This is a genomic window from Sphingomonas sp. DC4900, from assembly GCF_049896485.1.
GTDB classification, from domain to species: domain Bacteria; phylum Pseudomonadota; class Alphaproteobacteria; order Sphingomonadales; family Sphingomonadaceae; genus Sphingomonas; species Sphingomonas aquatilis.
This window is the reverse complement of the sequence record NZ_JAFCUK010000002.1, coordinates 420,902-437,957: the sequence shown is the minus strand read 5'-3', so window position 1 is coordinate 437,957 and position 17,056 is coordinate 420,902. Positions and strand designations below refer to the sequence as shown.

The following is a 17,056-nucleotide window of genomic DNA, read 5'->3' as shown; positions in this document are numbered from 1 at the left end:
ACCGCTCTCGCCACACCACAGATCGAGGAGGTACCGCCCCTACAGATTACACCCAAGGCCGCCTGAACGATGCGGCCCGGTGGCACACCTGAAATTACACCACGTTGACGGACACGACCGCTATCATGACGCGGTGACGGCGCGGCGCAAGGGTGGTTGTGGGGGTGATTGGTGTGGGGTGTGTGATGCCTCACCCTGCGTCATTCCGGCGTGCGCCGGGATGACGAATGGGCTTGGGGGGTACTCGGAGTGGATCGGTTGTGGCGGATGCGGCCTTGTACCCTCCCGGCCGTCATTCCCGCGGAGGCGGGAATCCCGACCGGCTGGCGGTGCGCTTCTATCGCTGGCGTTGGAGGTTATGGATTCCCGCCTTCGCGGGAATGACGGGGGTTGTGGGGCGGGGGTGCGTTTGACGCCGTTGCCCGTTGCCCGTTGCCCGTTGCCCGTTGCCCGCTGCCCGCCGCTCCCCGCCGCTTGCTGCCTACCACCTTCCGCTTGCCTACCGACGAGGCCCGCGCATCGGCCGCCCGCCCGCGCTCTCCAAAATGACGAAAACTTCATCTGGATGCCATGGGGGGGACAGGCCGGTGCGGGCATGTCGATAGGATGGGTTGGTTTGCGTCGCGATCGATACGGCATCATCTTGCCTGGGTGGGCGGGATCGCGCTCGGCGTGGTGGCGGTGATGGCGGGCGTGGCGGCGCTGGCGGGGTTCTTCGATCGCGATCCGGTCGTGCTGCTGCCCGCGGAAGGCACGGCGCGGCCCGTCGCCGCGCTGTATCTGTCGGGTGATATGGGGCTGCGCTTCGGCCCCAATCCCACCACGACGCGCACGCTGGCGGCGAACGGCGTGACCGTCGTCGCGCTGAAATCGCCGACGCTGTTCCGCTTTCACCGCACGCGCGGCGAGGTGGACCGGATCGTGGCCGATGCGGTACGGACCGCGCTCGCGCGCAGCAGGGCGTCGCGGATCGTGGTGATCGGGCAATCCTATGGTGCGGACATCCTGGAAACCGGGCTGGCGGCACTGCCGCCGACGCTGCGCAGCCGCATCGCAGGCGCGGTGCTGGTCGTGCCGGGCGAGAGCGTATTCTTCCGCGCCGACCCCTCGGGCCTCGGCTATCGCGGCATGCCCGACCATATCGGGGCGGCGTCGCTCGACCGGCTGGACTGGCTGCCGGTGACCTGCATCTACGGCCGCGACGAGCAGGACAGCGCGTGTCCCGACGTTCATCTGCCGCATGCGACGATCATCGCGATGCCCGGCGGGCATTTCCTCGACAATGATCGCAAGGGCCTGTTCGCGCATGTGCTGACCGCGATCCGGCAGGACGTGCCCGGGGCGTTTCGGTGAGCACACCCGCGCACGCGCCGCGCGGCGCGTCTGGCGGCGCGTCCCGGCTCGACCGGTGGCTGGATGCGGGCGGCGCCTTCGTCGCGCGGCATCGGCGCGAGCTGGTGATCGCCGCGGTGCTGCTGGTCGCCGCGATCGGGTTCGAGGCGCTGCATCTGGTGCTGCGCGAGGTGCATCTGCGCGACGTGCGCGCGTCGCTGGCGGCGGTGCCCGATACGCGGATCGCGGCGAGCCTGGCGCTGACGGTGACGAGCTACCTGATGCTGACCGGCCTCGACTGGGTCGCGCTGCGCGCGGTGGGCAAGCCGCTGCCGTGGCGGATCGCGGCGGCGGGGTCGTTCACCAGTTACACGCTGAGCCACAATCTGGGGCTGTCGCTGCTGACCGGCGGATCGGCGCGGTTGCGGCTGTACAGTGCCGCCGGCCTGACCTTCGGCGAGGTGGCGCAGGTGGCGGCGATCTGCGCGATCGCCTTCTGGGCGGGCGTCGCGGGGGCGGCGGGGTTCGGGCTGGTCGTCGGGCAGGGCGTGACGCTGGGGCCGGTGACGCTCGATCCCGCCTGGGCGCGCGCCTTGGGCGGAGGCCTGCTGGCGCTGCTCGCGATCCTGCCGGTGCTGCGCGCGCGCGGCGTCGCGATGCTGGGGCCGGAGCGGCTGGGCGTGGCGCTGCCGAGCCTCAGGCAGATGGGCGCGCTGGCGCTGCTGTCGCTCGCGGACCTCAGCGCGGCGTCGGCGGCGCTGTTCGTGCTGGTGCCGGGGGCGGCGGCGCAAGCCTATCCCGCCTTCGTCGTCGCTTATGCGGTGGCGGTGGTGGTGGCACTGGTGCTGCACGTGCCGGGGGGACTCGGCGTGTTCGAGACCATGGTGCTGGCGACGGTGCCGGGCGACCGGCCGGCGCTGTTCGCCGCGCTGCTGCTGTATCGGCTGATCTATTATCTGTTGCCGCTGATGGTCGCGGCGATCGGCATTGCGGCGGCGGAGGGGTGGCGGCTGCGCCATCCGATCCGGCGCGGCCTGTCGTATGTCGATCGCGCCGGGCAGTTGCTGGCGCCGACCGCCGTCACCGCCTTGGTGTTCGTCGCGGGCTTCATCCTGCTGGTGTCGGGGGCGCTGCCGGGAGTGAAGGACCGATTGTCCGATCTCGACGACATGCTGCCGCTGCCGTTCATCGAGGGCTCGCACATGGCGGGCAGCCTGATCGGCACGGCGATGTTGCTGGTCGCGCCGGCGCTCAATGCGCGGCTGCGGTCGGGCTTTGCGGCGGCGCGGCTGCTGCTGATCGGCGGCGCGCTGTTTTCGCTGATGAAGGGCCTCGATTACGAGGAGGCGGCGCTGCAGCTGATCGTCGCGGGCGTGCTGCAATATTGTAGGGCGAGCTTCTATCGCGAAGGCGGCATCCTGACCGATCGGCCGCACTGGCCGTGGCTGGTCGCTGCCGCCGCGGCGCTGGCGCTGAGCGTCTGGGCGGGGTTCTTCGCGTACAAGCGCACGCCGTATAGCGACGATCTGTGGTGGCATTTCGCGCTGAACGGCAATGCGCCGCGGTTCCTGCGCGCGAGCTTTGCGGCAGGCGTGCTGCTGACCGCGGCGTCGGTGTACCAGTTGCTCACCGGCAGCCGGACGAAGAGCCTGCCCGAAAGCGTCATCCCTGAAGATGCGATCGCGGCGGCGCGCACAGACAGTCCGCGCACCGATGCGGCACTGGCCTATACCGGCGACAAGAGCTTCATCGTATCGGCGGCGGGCGACGCGTTCCTGATGTACCGCGTGCGCGGGCGCAGCTGGGTGGTGATGGGCGATCCCGTCGGGCCGGTCGCGGCGTGGAGCGAGCTTGTCTGGAGCATCCGGCGGGCGTGCGATGCGCGCGCGGGGCGGCTGTGCTTTTACCAGGCGAGCGAGCGGATGCTGCCCTTGTTCGTCGAGCTGGGGCTGCATGCGATCAAATATGGCGAGGAGGCGCATGTGGCGCTGGATCGGTTCACGATCGCAGGGCCGCGCGCGAAATCGCTGCGTCATGCGGTGCGGCGGACGGAGGCGGCGGGGGCGGTCTTCTCGGTCGAACCGGCGCGTGCGGTGTCGGCGTTGATCGAGGACATGCGCGCCGTGTCCGATGCGTGGCTGGCGGCGAAGGCGGGGCGCGAGAAGCGGTTCAGCCTGGGCGCGTTCGACCCGGCGTACCTCGCGCGTTTTCCGGTGGCGCTGGTGCGGGTGGAGGGGCGGATCGTCGCCTTCGCCAACATCTGGGTATCGGGTGACGGTGAGGAGGCATCGTGCGACCTGATGCGCCACCATCCCGATGCGCCATACGGCACGATGGAGATGATGATGGTGCGCCTGATCGAATGGGCGCGCGGGCAGGGGTATGAGCGGTTCAACCTGGGCATGGCGCCGCTGTCCGGCATGCCGAGCGGGCGGCTGGCGCCGGTATGGGCGCAGCTGGGCCATGCGCTGTTCGCCAATGGCGAGCGCTTGTACGGCTTTGCGGGCTTGCGCGCGTTCAAGGCGAAATACGGGCCGGACTGGGTGTCGCGCTATATCGCGACGCCGCCGGGCGCGGCGATGCCGCGGGTGCTGATCGATCTCGCACGACTGGTAAGCGCGTAAGGGGGGGTGTGCTTGCCATTACCCCCCGTTCGCCCTGAGCCTGTCGAAGGGCGGGTGCCTGATGCCGAGCTGCCCCTCGTGGAACCCCGTGCTTCGACAGGCTCAGCACGAACGGTTTTCGCAACGGTTCTACAGACGGCGTGCGTGCGGTAGGGTCTTCGCATGACCGACGATCCCACAGGCCGCGCGCTGCGGCGGCGTAGCGTATTGTTCATGCCGGCTTCCAATCCGCGCGCGATGGCGAAGGCGCGCGATCTGGCGTGCGATGCGGTGATCCTCGATCTGGAGGATGCGGTGGCGCCGGAGGCGAAGGACGTCGCGCGCACGGCGGCGCTGGCCGTGGCGGCGGAAGGGTTCGGTGGCCGGGCGTGCGCGGTGCGGATCAACGCGCTTGATACGCCCTGGGGGGCGGCGGATGCCGCGGCGCTGGCGGCAGCGCCGGGCGTGGCCGCGGTGGTGGTGCCCAAGGTCGGGTCGGCGGACGACCTCGCGGCGGTGCGCGCGGCGCTGGGCGCGGACGGGCCGCCGGTCTGGGCGATGATCGAGACGTGCGGGGCGGTGCTGCGCTTGCCTGAGATCGTCGGCGCGGCGGCGGCGACGCGGACCGAGCTGCTGATCGCAGGCACCAACGATCTGGCCAAGGAGATGCACTGCCGAGTCGATGGCGGGCGCACGGCGCTGGTGCCGGCGCTGGTGCAGCTGGTGATCGCAGGCCGCGCGGCGGGGCTGGTGGTGCTGGATGGCGTCTACAATGCCTTCCGTGACACGGCAGGCTTTGCAGCGGAGTGCGAGCAGGGCGCGATGCTGGGGTTCGACGGCAAGACGCTGATTCATCCGGTCCAGGTCGACACCGCCAATGCGGCGTTCGCGCCGTCGGCGGAGGCGGTGGCCTGGGCGGAGCGCGTGGTCGCGGCGTTCGCCGCACCCGAGGCGGCGGGGAAGGGGGCGATCCCGCTGGACGGCGCGATGGTGGAGCGGCTGCACCTCGCCGAGGCGGAGCGGGTGTTGGCGTTGGTGGACGCGGGAGCGGGGTGATCCCCCGCCGTTCGCCCTGAGCCCGTCGAAGGGCTGCTATCCACCAGCGTGACGTTTGCGGCCACCCGCCCTTCGACAGGCTCAGGGCGAACGGTTGGAGGTGTATGGCCTACCCCGCCAGGATCGTCCGTATCCGATCCGCGATGATGTCCATTGCGAAAGGCTTGGTCATCAGCGCCATATTGGGGCCGAGCGGGCCGTTGCCGATCACGGCATTTTCCGCATAGCCGGTGATGAACAGCACTTTTAGGTGCGGCAGCATTTCGATCGCGGCGTCGGCGACCTGGCGCCCGTTCATCTGGCCGGGCAGGCCGACGTCGGTGATGAGCAGGTCGACATGCGCGCCGGTGCCGAGCAGGCGCAGCGCGGAGGGGCCGTCGCCCGCCTCCAGCACGACATGACCCATCTCTTCGAGGATCTCGACCACCAGCATGCGGATCGTCGGTTCGTCGTCGACGACCATGACGCTGTGCCGCCCCTCGACCGGCGCGGCGGCGGTATCGAGCGCGACCGCGCCGTCATCGTCGCTCGCATCGCCATAATGGCGGGGTAGATAGATGCACATCGTCGTGCCCTGCCCAACCTCCGAATAGATGCGCACCTGCCCGCCCGACTGGCGCGCGAAGCCGTAGATCATGGAGAGGCCAAGGCCGGTCCCCTCGCCCATCGGCTTGGTGGTGTAGAAGGGGTCGAAGGCGCGCGCCTGCACCTCGGGCGTCATGCCGGTGCCGGTGTCGCTGACGCACACGGACAGATATTGCCCGGGTTCGAGATCGCGTTCGCGCGCGGCGCGCTGGTCGAGCCAGCGATTGGCGGTTTCGATCGTGATCCGGCCCCCCTCCGGCATCGCGTCGCGTGCGTTGATGCAAAGGTTCAGGATCGCGTTCTCGAGCTGGTTGGGATCGACCATCGCGGGCCATATGCCCGCCGCGCCGACCACCTCCAGCGTGACGCCGGGGCCGACGGTGCGCTGGATGAGATCGCTGAGATCGGCGATCAGCCGGTTGACGTCGGTCGGCTTGGGATCGAGCGTCTGGCGGCGCGAAAAGGCGAGCAGCCGGTGGGTCAGCGCCGCGGCACGCCGCGTCGCCCCCAACGCTGCGGTGGCGTAGCGATCGAGGTCGCCGATACGCCCCTGCGCGACGCGCACCTGCATCATCTCGATCGCGCCCGAGATGCCGGTGAGCATGTTGTTGAAATCGTGCGCCAGGCCGCCGGTGAGCTGGCCGACCGCCTCCATCTTCTGCGCCTGCCGCAGATGCGCTTCGGCGACCATCAGCGCGTGCGTGCGCTCCTCGACCTGCTGTTCGAGGCTGGCGGTGAGCGCGCCCAGTTCCTGCTCGACGCGGCGGCGTTCGGTCGCGTCGCGGGTGCGTTCGGCGACGTCGCGGATGAAGGCGATCTCGTCGGGCAGCCAGGGCCGGGGCACGGCGTTGTTGAGGTAGAGCAGCGCGACGAAATCGCCCCGTTCGGTGATCGGCATGTTGACGAAGGACACAGCGGCCAGGCCCTTCAGCCCTTCGGCCGTGTCACGGGTGCGCGGGTCGTCGTAGACGTTGCCGATCGCGACCGTCTCGCCGCGCTTCAGATCCTCGATATACGAACCATAATCGCGAAAGTGCAGCAGACCGGGCAACGGCTGGATGCCGGGCGCGCACCAGGGGCGCGTCGCGACGATCGTTTCGGCCTCCGCGTCGATCGTGCCGTAGCCGCAGCGGCTGACGTCGAACAGGCGACCGAGGATCTCGACCGCGGCATAAGCCAAATCGTCGGGATCGCCCGCCGTGCGCAGCCGATCGTTGAGCTCGACCAGCGCCTGCAGGCGGAGTTCGGCGGTCTTGCGCGCGTCGATGTCGAAGCTGATGCCGGGAAAGCGGATCGCGCGGCCCACATCGTCGAGCTGCGCCTGTCCGCGTGCGGCGACCCAGCGGGCGCGGCCGTCGGGCTGGGTGAGGCGATAATCGCTTTCGAAGGGCGCGCCGCTTGCCAGCGCCTCGGCGATCTCGGCCTGGACGCGGGGCAGATCGTCCGGGTGGATACCGCCGAAGAAGCGTTCGATCGCCGTGCCGCGAGCCGCGTCGTCGGGATCGACGCCGTACAGGCGGGCGAAGGCGGGGTCGGCGGTGATCCGGTCGGCCACCACGTCCCAATCCCAGCTGCCGACGCTGGTCGCTCCGGCGATCTGCGGGTCGTTGTGGGGCATAGGCGGCTTGGAACTCATCGGAACGGAAGGAGTGTTGGTTAGGAACGCTGCCCCAACGCGTGATGGCGGCAGGCGATCCGACCGTCAGCGCTGCGTCGCCTCGATCGCCTCGCGCGACCAGCCGCCCCCCATCGCCTGATACAGCTGCGCATAGGCGGTCAGGCGATCGGCGCGCGCCTGCACCAGTGCCAGTTCGGCGGTGAGCAGGCCGCGCTGCGCATCCAGCTGTTCGATGTACGACGTATAGCCGGCGCGATAGCGGTTGGTGGCGTTGCGCAGCGCGGCGGCGAGCGCATCCACCTGCAAGCCGAGCGCGGTCGCCTGTTCGCCCGAGCGCTGGACGCCGGCGAGGGCGTTGTCGACCTCCTGGAACGCGACGAGCGCGGTGCGGCGATAGGCGAAGGCGGCCTGGTCGCGGCGCGCGGTCGCGGCATCGCTCTGCGCGCGCAGGCGGCCTCCGTCGAAGATCGGCGACAGGATGCTCGCGCCGATCGAGAAGACGCCGATCGGATCGGCAAGCTTGGTCGACAGGACGACGCCCGCGCTGCCGGTAAGCGCGATGTTGGGCAGCATCGCCGCGCGGGCGCTGTCGAGGCTGCGGTCGGCGGCGACCAATGTCTGTTCGGCCTGGAACAGGTCCGGGCGGCGGCGTAGCAGGTCGGCGGGCAGGCCGTCGGGGATCGGCGGCGGCGTCAGCCGGTCGAGCGGGGCGCCACGCGGAATCGCGTCGGGGTTCTCGCCGAGCAGCAGCGACAGCGCATTCTCCTGCCGGCTGATCGCGAGTTGCGCGGCGGGGACGAGCTGCTGCGTGGCGCGATATTCCGCCTCCGCCTGATGCAGTTCGAGGTTGGAGGTATAGCCGGTTTCGGCGCGGCGGCGCGCGATGCGCAACGCTTCGGTGCGTGCGGCGAGCGTCTGTTGCGCCACCGCGAGCCGCTGGTCGAGCGCGCGCAGGGCGATGTAATTGCTGGCAACGCCGCTGGCGATGGCGAGGCGGACGGTGTCGCGCGCACCTTCGCTGGCGAGCAATTGCGCCTGGGCGGCGCGGTTGGCTTGGCGAAGGCGGCCGAACAGGTCGAGATCGTAGCTGGCGGTGATCAGCGGCTGTGCGCCGAGCGCGTCGCTGGGCGTGCCGAACGGGCTGACCGTCTGGCCGGTGGTCGACGGCAGGCTGCCGCCGAGCGTCGGCGTGCGCTGCGCGGCGGCGAGGCGCGCGGCGGCGCGCGCTTCGTCGATGCGCGACGCGGCGAGCGCGAGGTCGACGTTATTGGAAAGTGCGCGCGCGACGAGATCGGTGAGGACGGGGTCGCCGAACGCGTTCCACCAGTCGGCCCGAATGGGTTGGCCCTGGCCGAGCGTGGTGCGCCATGCAGGCGGCGGGGCGACGGTGGCCGCGACGGGGGCGGGCGGTCGCGGACCGATGCACGCGGCGAGCGTGGTGGTTGCGGCGAGGGTGGTGAGGGTGCTCGCGAAGACGCGAAGACGCGAAGAGGGTGCCCGCGTTGCGGGGCAGCCGCCTTCATCATCCGGTAGACGAGAGTGGCGGGTGGTGGCCCGGATCCCATCCCCTCCGCGCCTCCGCGTCTCCGCGTAAATCTTACATGCCGGTCGCGCTTGGCTGAGGCAATTGGTTCGCGCGGAGACGCGGAGACGCGGAGATGTTTCGCACGGTGCAGAGGTCGGCGCTTGTTCGGTGAAGGGCGCGATAGAGGGCGGCTGCGCCGCGGGCGCACGCTCTTCGCGTCGTTGCGGCTTTGCGCGAATATGGACCATGCGCATCACTTCACCGCCGGGCCGGTGGTGGTGTCGACGCTGGCCTGCACCGACATGCCGGGGCGGAGGCGCTGGATCAGTTGCTGGCCGGGATCGATGCGGATGCGGACGGCGATGCGTTGCGGCACCTTGGTGAAATTGCCCGTCGCATTGTCCGCCTTTAGCACCGCGAATTCGGACCCGGCGGCGGGTGAGATGCGCTCGACGCGGCCGGTGAGCTTCGCGCCGCCGAGGCCGTCGACGGTGAAGGTCGCGGGCTGGCCCACCGCCATGCGCGCGGTCTGCGCTTCCTTGAAATTGGCGATGACCCAGGTTTCGGGCGGCACCAGGAACATCAACTGCGATCCGGCGGTGACATACTGCCCGACGCGGACGCCGACTTCGGACAGGCGGCCGGCCTCAGGCGCGCGGATGACGGTGTTGGCGAGGTCGATCTGGGCGAGGCGACGGGCGGCTTCCGCCCCCGATACGCCGGCACGCTGGCCGCCGCGGCCGACCTGGACGGTGCGGATGTCCTGCTGCGCGATCTCGCGTGCGGCGCGCGCCTGTTGCACCGCGGCCTGCGCCTGGCGCAGCGCGGCGAGCGTCTGGTCGCGTTCGCGCTGCGAGACGGAGCCGTCCGTCACGAGGTCGTTGACGCGGTTCATGTCCGCCTGCGCGCGCATCAGCTGCGCCTCGGCATTGGCGACGGCGGCGGTCTGCGCGGCGAGGCTGGCGGTGCGGCTGCGTTCGGTCTGCTGCGCGTTGGCGAGCGTGGCGTTCTGCGCGTCGACCTGCGCGGTCGCCTGATCGACCCGCTGGCGGTAGATGCGGTCGTCGATCTGGACGAGCGGCTGGCCCGCCGTCACGTCGGCGAAGTCGCGGACATAGACCTTGGTGACATAGCCCGACACCTGCGGTGCGATTACCGTCGTGCGCCCGCGCACATAGGCATTGTCGGTCGACTGGTTGCTGGTGGCGAAGGGCGGCAGGCGCCACGCCGCGAGCACCGCGAGCACGCCGCCGATCGCCAGGATCGCGATGACGATCATCGCGGTGCGGCTGGGCGGCTGGGGGCGCCAGCCGGAGCCGGAGGGCGCGCTGGGCGGCGTAACCGCCTCGGCTTGCGCCTCTTCGGTCGCGGGGGTGGAATCCACAGGGTTGCGGATGTCGGTCATCAGGCGGCCTCGACAAGTGCGGCGCGGCGGGCTCGGTACGCGCGGCGGATCAACAGGAAAGCAAGGTAACAGAAGGTGAGCGCGGCGAGCACCGCGATCAGGCGGAAGACGTCGTCATAGGCGAGCACGTTGGCTTCGCGGGTGGTGGTCTGCGACAGGATCGCGCCGCCTTCCGCGCTGCGCAGCGCCGGATCGCCGACCACGCGCGACACCGCCGCGCCGCCGGCCTGCAGGCGCTGTGCGACGATTGGGTCGGTGGGGTCGATGCCCTGGACCAGCGCGGCGCTGTTCGCCTTTTCGCGGACTACCTGATAGCTGCCGAGCAGCGCGGTGCCGGCGAGGCCGCCGATCGAATTGATCATGCCGAACAGCGCGACGAAGCTGATGATATGGCCCGATCCGGCCTGCAGTGCGCGCGTCATGCCGAACAACAAAGCCGGCCCCAGAAAATAGGTCGCGCCGAACGCGATCATCGCTTGCGTGACGTACAGCTGCGGTGCGCGGGTGAGGCTGGTCGCATGGCTGTCGACAAACGCGGCGATGGCGACCAGCCCGATCGCGAGCATGATCGGATGCGTCAGGCGCGTCACGTCGAGCGTCACCGCGCTCAGCACCACGCCGGCCGCCGAGGCGAGGAAGATGATCGTGAAGAAGGGGATCAGCTGATCGTTGTTCTGGCCGAGCAACGTCAGCAGACCGACCGCGGCATAGGTCTGTTCAGAGAGCACGATGCGCGCCATGATCGTGACGATCGTGAAGCGGACGATGTCGGCGCTGCCCAGCCACCGCGTGTTGAGCAGCGGATTGACGCGGTGATGTTCGATGACCAGCGCCGCGCCCAGCATCGGAATGGCGGCGATCAGCGCCCAGCCGATCCACGCGGCATTGGTCCACCAGACGATGCGGCCTTCGCCCAATACCGCCGCGAACAGCGCCATCGCACCCGCGAACAGGACGAAGGTGAGGAAGTCGAGCGGCTCGAACGCCTTGGATCGCGTGGTGGGCGGCAGGCGGAGGAAGGCGACCGCGGCGAGGCTCAGCAGCGCGAGGCCGAGTTCGAACAGGTACAAAGTGCGCCATTGCGACATGGCGAGCAGATCGGGCGAGAACAGCCGCGCGAGCGGCGTCGCGCATTGCGGAATGCCGATGCCGACGACGACCGCCTTCAGTCGCCAGCGCAGCGGCAGCGCCTGCATCATGTAATAGAGGCACAGGCTGGACACGGCGGCCCCCGCCATGCCGCTCGCCGCGCGCACCAGGATCGCGGTGTCGAATTCGCGGACGAACAGATGGCCGAGCGTGAAGACGACGTACAGGCTGAGGAAAATCATCGCGAAGGGCCTGAGGCCGAACTGCGCGCGGAACTTGATCAGCAGCAGGTTGATGCTGACGTTGGTCATCACATAGACCGTCGGCAGCCAGGCGATTTCCGCGGGATCGAGACCCAGCGCGCCTTGCAGCGTATAGGTGTTCGCCGAGATCAGCGCATTGCCGAAACCGCCCGTCAGGCCGAGCAGCACCGCGATGACGCCATAGGCGATGCGATGGCGCAGCTGATGTTCGACCGACCCTGGCGAACCGGGAATCGCCGGGATCTCATGGGGCAGGAAGTCCCAATGTTCCTCTGACAGGAAGCGGCGGAGACGGGCGAACATCGCCTGCCTATAAACCCGGAAAGCGCGGCAGGTCAGCCACTTCGCTCACTGGTCGAGGATGCGGCGGTAGAGCTGGATATAGCGGTCCGCCATGCGTTCGACCGAGAAGCGCTCCGCCACCGCGCGGCGGCAGGCGGCGCGGTCGATCTGGGGCAGGCGCGCGACGGCGGCGATTGCCTCGTCGACGCTGTTTACCAGGAAGCCGGTGACGCCGTCCTCGATCAGTTCGGGCATCGACCCGCGGTTGATCGCGATGACGGGCGTGCCGCACGCCATCGCCTCCACCACCGACAGGCCGAAGGGTTCGTCGAAGTTGATGAGGTGGAGCAGCGCTGCGGCATGGCCTAGCGCGCGGGTGCGTTCCGTGCCGCCGACCGCGCCGGGGTGGGTGATGGTGCCCCCAAGATGCGGCACGACGGCGCGCTCGTAATAGCCCTGGTCCTGCACGATGCCGTACATGGCGAGCGCTCGGCTGGTGGCCTGCGCCACCGCGATGGCTTCGGCCGCGCCCTTGTCGGGATGCATCCGGCCGAAGAACAGCAGATCGTCGCTGCCGGTTGGATCGAACGGAAAGTCGTCGAGGACGATGCCGTGGTGGATGGTCTCGGCATAACGGAGCTGCGGCGATCGGTCGGCATCGCTGATCGCGACATAATGCACCCGATCCTCATACGGCTTGTACATCGGCAGGATGCGGTCCGACGAAAAGCCATGGATCGTCGTGACCATCGGCGTCGTCACGAGGTTGGCGAAGGCATGGGCGGGGAAATCGGCCTGATTGTGGATCAGGTCGAATTCACCCGCGCGTTCGAAGACATGGGCGAGGTGGCGGTATTCCCAGACCTTTGCGTCGATCGACGGATCTTCGGAATAGGGCGCGGGGACGACGCCGGCGAGGGTGCCGGCGGTCAGGCTGTCCTGCGTCGCGAACAGCGTGACGTCGATGCCGCGTGCGACGAGTGCTTCGGTGAGCAGGCTCGTGACGAGTTCCCAAGGGCCATAATGGCGGGGAGGTGTGCGCCAGGAGATCGGGGCGAGCATCGCGATTTTCATGGGTGGCGGTCGCCTGAGCCGGAGGAATGCATGGGGGTACGGGGGCGTAACGATAAGGCCCGGTGGTGATACTCCGGCGTGGCGGAGTTGTTCCGGGGGCTTGCTTCTCCCGTCACCCCGGACTCGTTCCGGGGTCCACTTTGCGGCGAGGGGGATGGTGCGAGCCTCCTGCCGTCCCCCTGCGGCCCGGTGGACCCCGGACCAAGTCCGGGGTGACGGGGTGGGGGAGGTTAGCGCAGGAGTATTATCAACCCCTCGTCGCCGCGCAGCAGGCCAGCGTCTCCGCCCCCCGGCAGCGTGCGTAGCACCACCTCGCCTGTCGGCGGAGCGAACGGCTGGTCCTCCCCACCCAGGTTCAGCGCCACGACGATCCGTTCGTCCCCCCGCCAGCGTTCGTAGGCGAGGACGGGACCGCTCGTCTCGAGCAACCGGAAGTCGCCTTCCGCCAGCGCGGCGTGCTTGCGGCGGAGCGACAGCAGGTCGCGGTACAGCGCGAGCATCGACCCGGCGTCCGCGGCTTGCGCCGCGACGTTGCGCGTCGGCCAGTCGAGGCCGAGCGGCAGCCACGGTTCCGCACTCGAAAATCCCGCGTGGTCACTGACGTTCCACGGCATCGGCGTGCGCACCGGGTCGCGGCCCAGCCCCCAACCCGGTTCGCGCAGTTCGCGCGGGTCCTGCACCCGATCGGGCGGAATGGCGACGTCGGTCAGGCCGAGTTCGTCGCCATAATAGATCGTCGGCGTACCGCGCAGCGTCAGCAGCAGCATCGCGGCGACGCGCGCCTGGGGCCCGCCGACGCGTGTCGCGATCCGGGGCCGGTCATGGTTGCCGAGTACCCAATTCGGCCAGCCGCCGGGCGGCAGCGCCGCTTCATAGTCGGCGATCATGGTGGCGAGGCTACGCGCGTCCCACGGCGCCTCGATCAGTTGGAAGTTGAAGGGCAGGTGCACTTCGGGCGTATCGATGCCGTAATAGTGCATCAGCTTTTCGATCGGCAGGTAGATTTCGCCGATCAGCACGCGATCGCCGGAATAGCCGTCGGCGATGCGGCGCATCTCGGCGGCGATGTCATGGACTTCGGGCTGGTCGGTGGAGTTCGACTGGAGCACGGCGTGCATCTCGCCCATCTCGGCGCGATAGTCCGGATTGGTAGGATTGTCGGGGAAGTCGGCGTGCTTCACCATGTGCCACAGCACGTCGATGCGGAAGCCGTCGACGCCGCGATCGAACCAGAAACGCAGCACGTCCATCATCGCATGCCGCACATCGGGATTGCGCCAGTTGAGGTCGGCCTGTTCTTTCAGGAAGGCGTGGTAATAATATTGGCCGGTGGCGGCGTCATATTCCCACGCGGAGCCGCCGAAGTCGCTGATCCAGTTGTTGGGCGGGCCGCCATCCGGGGCGGGGTCGCGCCAGATGTACCAGTCGCGCTTGGGGTTGTCGCGCGACGACCGGCTCTCGCGGAACCAGGGGTGGTCCGTCGAGCTGTGGTTGGGGACGAAATCGAGCAGCAGTTTGAGGCCGCGGGCGTGCGCGGCGGCGAGCAGTGCGTCGAAATCGGCGAGCGTCCCGAAGCGTGGATCGATGTCGCAATAATCGGCGACGTCATAGCCGAAGTCGTGCATCGGCGAGACGAAGATCGGCGATATCCAGATCGCATCGACGCCGAGCGCGACAAGGTGGTCGAGCCGCGCTTCGATACCTTTGAGGTCGCCGACGCCGTCGCCGTCGCTGTCCTGAAACGAGCGCGGGTAGATTTGGTAGATGCTGCCGGTCTTCCACCACGTCATCGCGCGTCCCCCTTGCTAGGGCGGTCGAACGGGGGAGGGGCGAGGGGGTTCCTTTTGCGCTTTTTTGGTTCGCGCGAAGACGCGAAGACGCGAAGAGGACTCGCGCGCGGCAATGCATGGCTCTTGCCATGGAGTTATATCGGGCGCTGGCGCGCGGCCTACATTGATCCCTTGGCGCCTTCGCGTGAACGAAATTACACGAAACGGCTCTTCGGCAGGCGGGTCATGCGGCAGGCGAGATCGGCTTCGCCGCTGGCGATGAGGTAATCGTCGCCGTCCGTCACGAGGCCGGTCGAGAAGACGACGGGCGTCGGCAGATACATCTGGTGCGCGATATGTGCGGTGAGGGCGGGATTCGCCTCCAGCAGCGGCACCTCGTCCTCGACGCGCAGGATGCGCGAGGGATCGTCGCGGTCGAGCAGCGCCCAGAAGCTGCGGTAGATGCCGACGCTCTCGCGCGCCTCGACGCCGTGGTAGATCATCATCCAGCCGTCGGGCGTCAGGATCGGCTGCGTGCCGCCGCCGATCTTCATCGCCGACGTCGAACCCTTGCGCGCGCGCAGGCCCGGGGCGTCGAGCGGCTTCCAGTGCAGCGCGTCGGGCGATGCCGCGAAGTTGATCGACGGGCCGCCGACCCAGGGGCTGTCGGGCGGATAGGCGAAATAGACCTCGCCCAGTGGCCGGGTGAGCGCCATGAATCGGTCGGCAACCAGACCTTCGAACAGGATCATGTCCTTGTTCTGGTGGTCGAGCACGATCCCCTCCAGCCGGTAGTGCAGGCCGTCGCGCGAGGTGTGGAGCGTGGTGCAATGCCGCTCGGCCCCGACCGAACAGGTCGTCATATACCATGTGTCGCCGACGTGCGTGATCCGCGCATCCTCGACGCCATAGTCCTGATAGGTTGCGGCGGGTTCGATCGCGGCGTCGTAATGGACGGCGACGATGCGCTCGCCGCTGGGGTCCAACTCGACGGGGAGCACCCAGGACAGCGACGTCAGCGCGAGGATGCGATGGCGGCGGCCCTTCAGCTCGAACTGGCGGGGATCGGTCATGTCGACGTCGGTCAACGGCCAGGCGTCGAGCACATAGCCGGCCGGCGTCCAGCGGATCGCATGGACATGGCCGTCGCGCACGGGTTCGGCCAGCGCTTCGGCGATGCGGACCATCAGCAGCAGATTGCCGTTGGGCAGGCGCGTGAAGCCGGGGTTGAAGGCGCCGAGGACATAGGTCGGCTCGGCGATCCCGCGACGCAGCGGCGAGCGGGAGAGGTCGACGTCGTCGGGGGTGAAGATCAGCGCGTCGTGCATGGTGGCGTTAGCGCCGGGGCGGGCGGGTGGTTCCATAGGAAACCGAGGCCGCCAATTCCATGTCCGTCACCCCGGACTTGTTCCGGGGTCCACCGGGCCGCGAGGGGGTGGCCGGAGGCTCGAACCGGCCCCCTCGCCGCGGAGTGGACCCCGGAACAAGTCCGGGGTGACGAAGAGTGGGGCGCATGCGCCGCGCCCCACCCATCGATCAGAACGCCGCGCTGATCGAGAACACCACCTGGCTGCCCGCGATCGTGCTGCCGTCCTTGGTCGAGGCGAAGTTCGGCTGCAGATAGGCGGCCTTCGCCTTGCTGATGTCGGTGTCGACATAATAAGCGCTGAGCGTCAGCGGCGTGCCCTTGATCGCGTAATCCGCGCCGAGCAGCCAGTCCCAGTAATGCCCCGTCGGCGCGGCCGACGTGCCGTTGGGGCCGAGGCCCGAATTGCCGTCCGAATGACCGATATGCGCCTTGGCGGTCAGCGGCGTCTGCGGGATGGCGGCGCTGAAATCGCCCCACAGGTACAGATTGTCGTTGCCCTTGCCGGGGTTGTTCGGGACGCCGGTCGCATAGGCCGCGGCGTTGTTATACCACTTGCCCAGCGCCTGCTGCTTGGGCGCATAGGCGACGCCCGCCAGCATCGAGACGGGGCCCGCGGTGCCCGACAGCTTCACATAGGGTTCGGCGAAGTCGGTCTTCGACGCGCCGCCCGGATACATGTACCACGTCAGGCCGACGTCGAGTGCGCCGCCGCTGATCGGCACCTTATAGCCGCCGATCAGGTCGAGCTCCATGTTCGAGCCGCCGAACGTGCCCCAGCCGGACAGGTTGGACGCCCAGGTGCCGACGTACAGGCCGCTTTTGTGCGTGATGGTGAGGCCGCCCTGGACCGCCATTTCCTTGTCGGTCTGCGACACGCCGCGCAGGCGATAGTCGGAGACGAGCGCAACCGAGCCGGTGACGGTGACGTCCTTGGGGGGTGCGGTCTCCTGCGCGGCGGCAGGGAGGGCGACGAACGCCGCGAGCGATGCTGCGGCCAGGCTGAGATACTTCATGGAACCCCTTTCCGTGTCGTTGGGGTCCCTCCTGCGTCCAGGCCGCCGGCGCGCTCACTCGAGAGAGGGGCGC

At 69.0% G+C, this 17,056-nt stretch carries 11 protein-coding genes; 3 read left to right on the top strand and 8 right to left on the bottom strand.

Features of this window, described 5'->3' with window-relative positions; all coding sequences use genetic code 11:
* Positions 1-606: 606 nt before the first annotated feature.
* From ACP690_RS04530 to ACP690_RS04520, 3 genes are all read left to right on the top strand, one after another.
* A complete protein-coding gene (locus ACP690_RS04530; RefSeq protein WP_426260294.1) occupies positions 607-1,353 on the top strand; it encodes an AcvB/VirJ family lysyl-phosphatidylglycerol hydrolase in 747 nt (248 codons plus the stop codon).
* Complete coding sequence (mprF, locus tag ACP690_RS04525; protein ID WP_426260293.1) at positions 1,350-3,956, top strand: bifunctional lysylphosphatidylglycerol flippase/synthetase MprF; 2,607 nt, start codon at positions 1,350-1,352, stop codon at positions 3,954-3,956. The genes ACP690_RS04530 and mprF overlap by 4 nt, the downstream gene beginning before the upstream one ends.
* A gap of 162 nt (positions 3,957-4,118) precedes the next feature.
* Complete coding sequence (locus ACP690_RS04520) at positions 4,119-4,991, top strand: HpcH/HpaI aldolase/citrate lyase family protein (protein WP_426260292.1); 873 nt, start codon at positions 4,119-4,121, stop codon at positions 4,989-4,991.
* A gap of 109 nt (positions 4,992-5,100) precedes the next feature.
* Here ACP690_RS04520 and ACP690_RS04515 read toward each other — a convergent pair whose 3' ends face one another.
* From ACP690_RS04515 to ACP690_RS04480, 8 genes are all read right to left on the bottom strand, one after another.
* A complete protein-coding gene (locus tag ACP690_RS04515) occupies positions 5,101-7,194 on the bottom strand; it encodes an ATP-binding protein (protein ID WP_426260291.1) in 2,094 nt (697 codons plus the stop codon).
* Positions 7,195-7,278: 84 nt separating this feature from the next.
* Entirely contained in the window at positions 7,279-8,973 is a 1,695-nt protein-coding gene (locus ACP690_RS04510) for an efflux transporter outer membrane subunit (RefSeq protein WP_426260290.1), read from the bottom strand.
* Positions 8,973-10,124, bottom strand: coding sequence for an HlyD family secretion protein (locus ACP690_RS04505; protein WP_426260289.1), 1,152 nt, complete (start codon positions 10,122-10,124; stop codon positions 8,973-8,975). Before ACP690_RS04505 ends, ACP690_RS04510 begins: the two co-directional genes overlap by 1 nt.
* A complete protein-coding gene (locus tag ACP690_RS04500) occupies positions 10,124-11,779 on the bottom strand; it encodes an MFS transporter (protein WP_426260288.1) in 1,656 nt (551 codons plus the stop codon). The genes ACP690_RS04505 and ACP690_RS04500 overlap by 1 nt, the downstream gene beginning before the upstream one ends.
* A 45-nt stretch (positions 11,780-11,824) precedes the next feature.
* Entirely contained in the window at positions 11,825-12,832 is a 1,008-nt protein-coding gene (locus ACP690_RS04495; protein WP_426260287.1) for a glycosyltransferase family 4 protein, read from the bottom strand.
* 230 nt (positions 12,833-13,062) lie between these two features.
* Positions 13,063-14,622 carry an alpha-amylase family glycosyl hydrolase gene (locus ACP690_RS04490; protein ID WP_426260286.1) on the bottom strand — a complete coding sequence of 520 codons (1,560 nt, stop codon included), beginning with the start codon at positions 14,620-14,622 and terminating at the stop codon, positions 13,063-13,065.
* Positions 14,623-14,816: 194 nt separating this feature from the next.
* Positions 14,817-15,929, bottom strand: a complete 1,113-nt coding sequence (locus tag ACP690_RS04485; RefSeq protein ID WP_426260285.1) for a glycosidase — start codon at positions 15,927-15,929, stop codon at positions 14,817-14,819.
* Positions 15,930-16,137: 208 nt separating this feature from the next.
* Positions 16,138-16,983 (bottom strand): TorF family putative porin, encoded by an 846-nt coding sequence (locus ACP690_RS04480; protein ID WP_017977407.1) that lies wholly within the window; start codon positions 16,981-16,983, stop codon positions 16,138-16,140.
* Positions 16,984-17,056 lie beyond the last annotated feature (73 nt).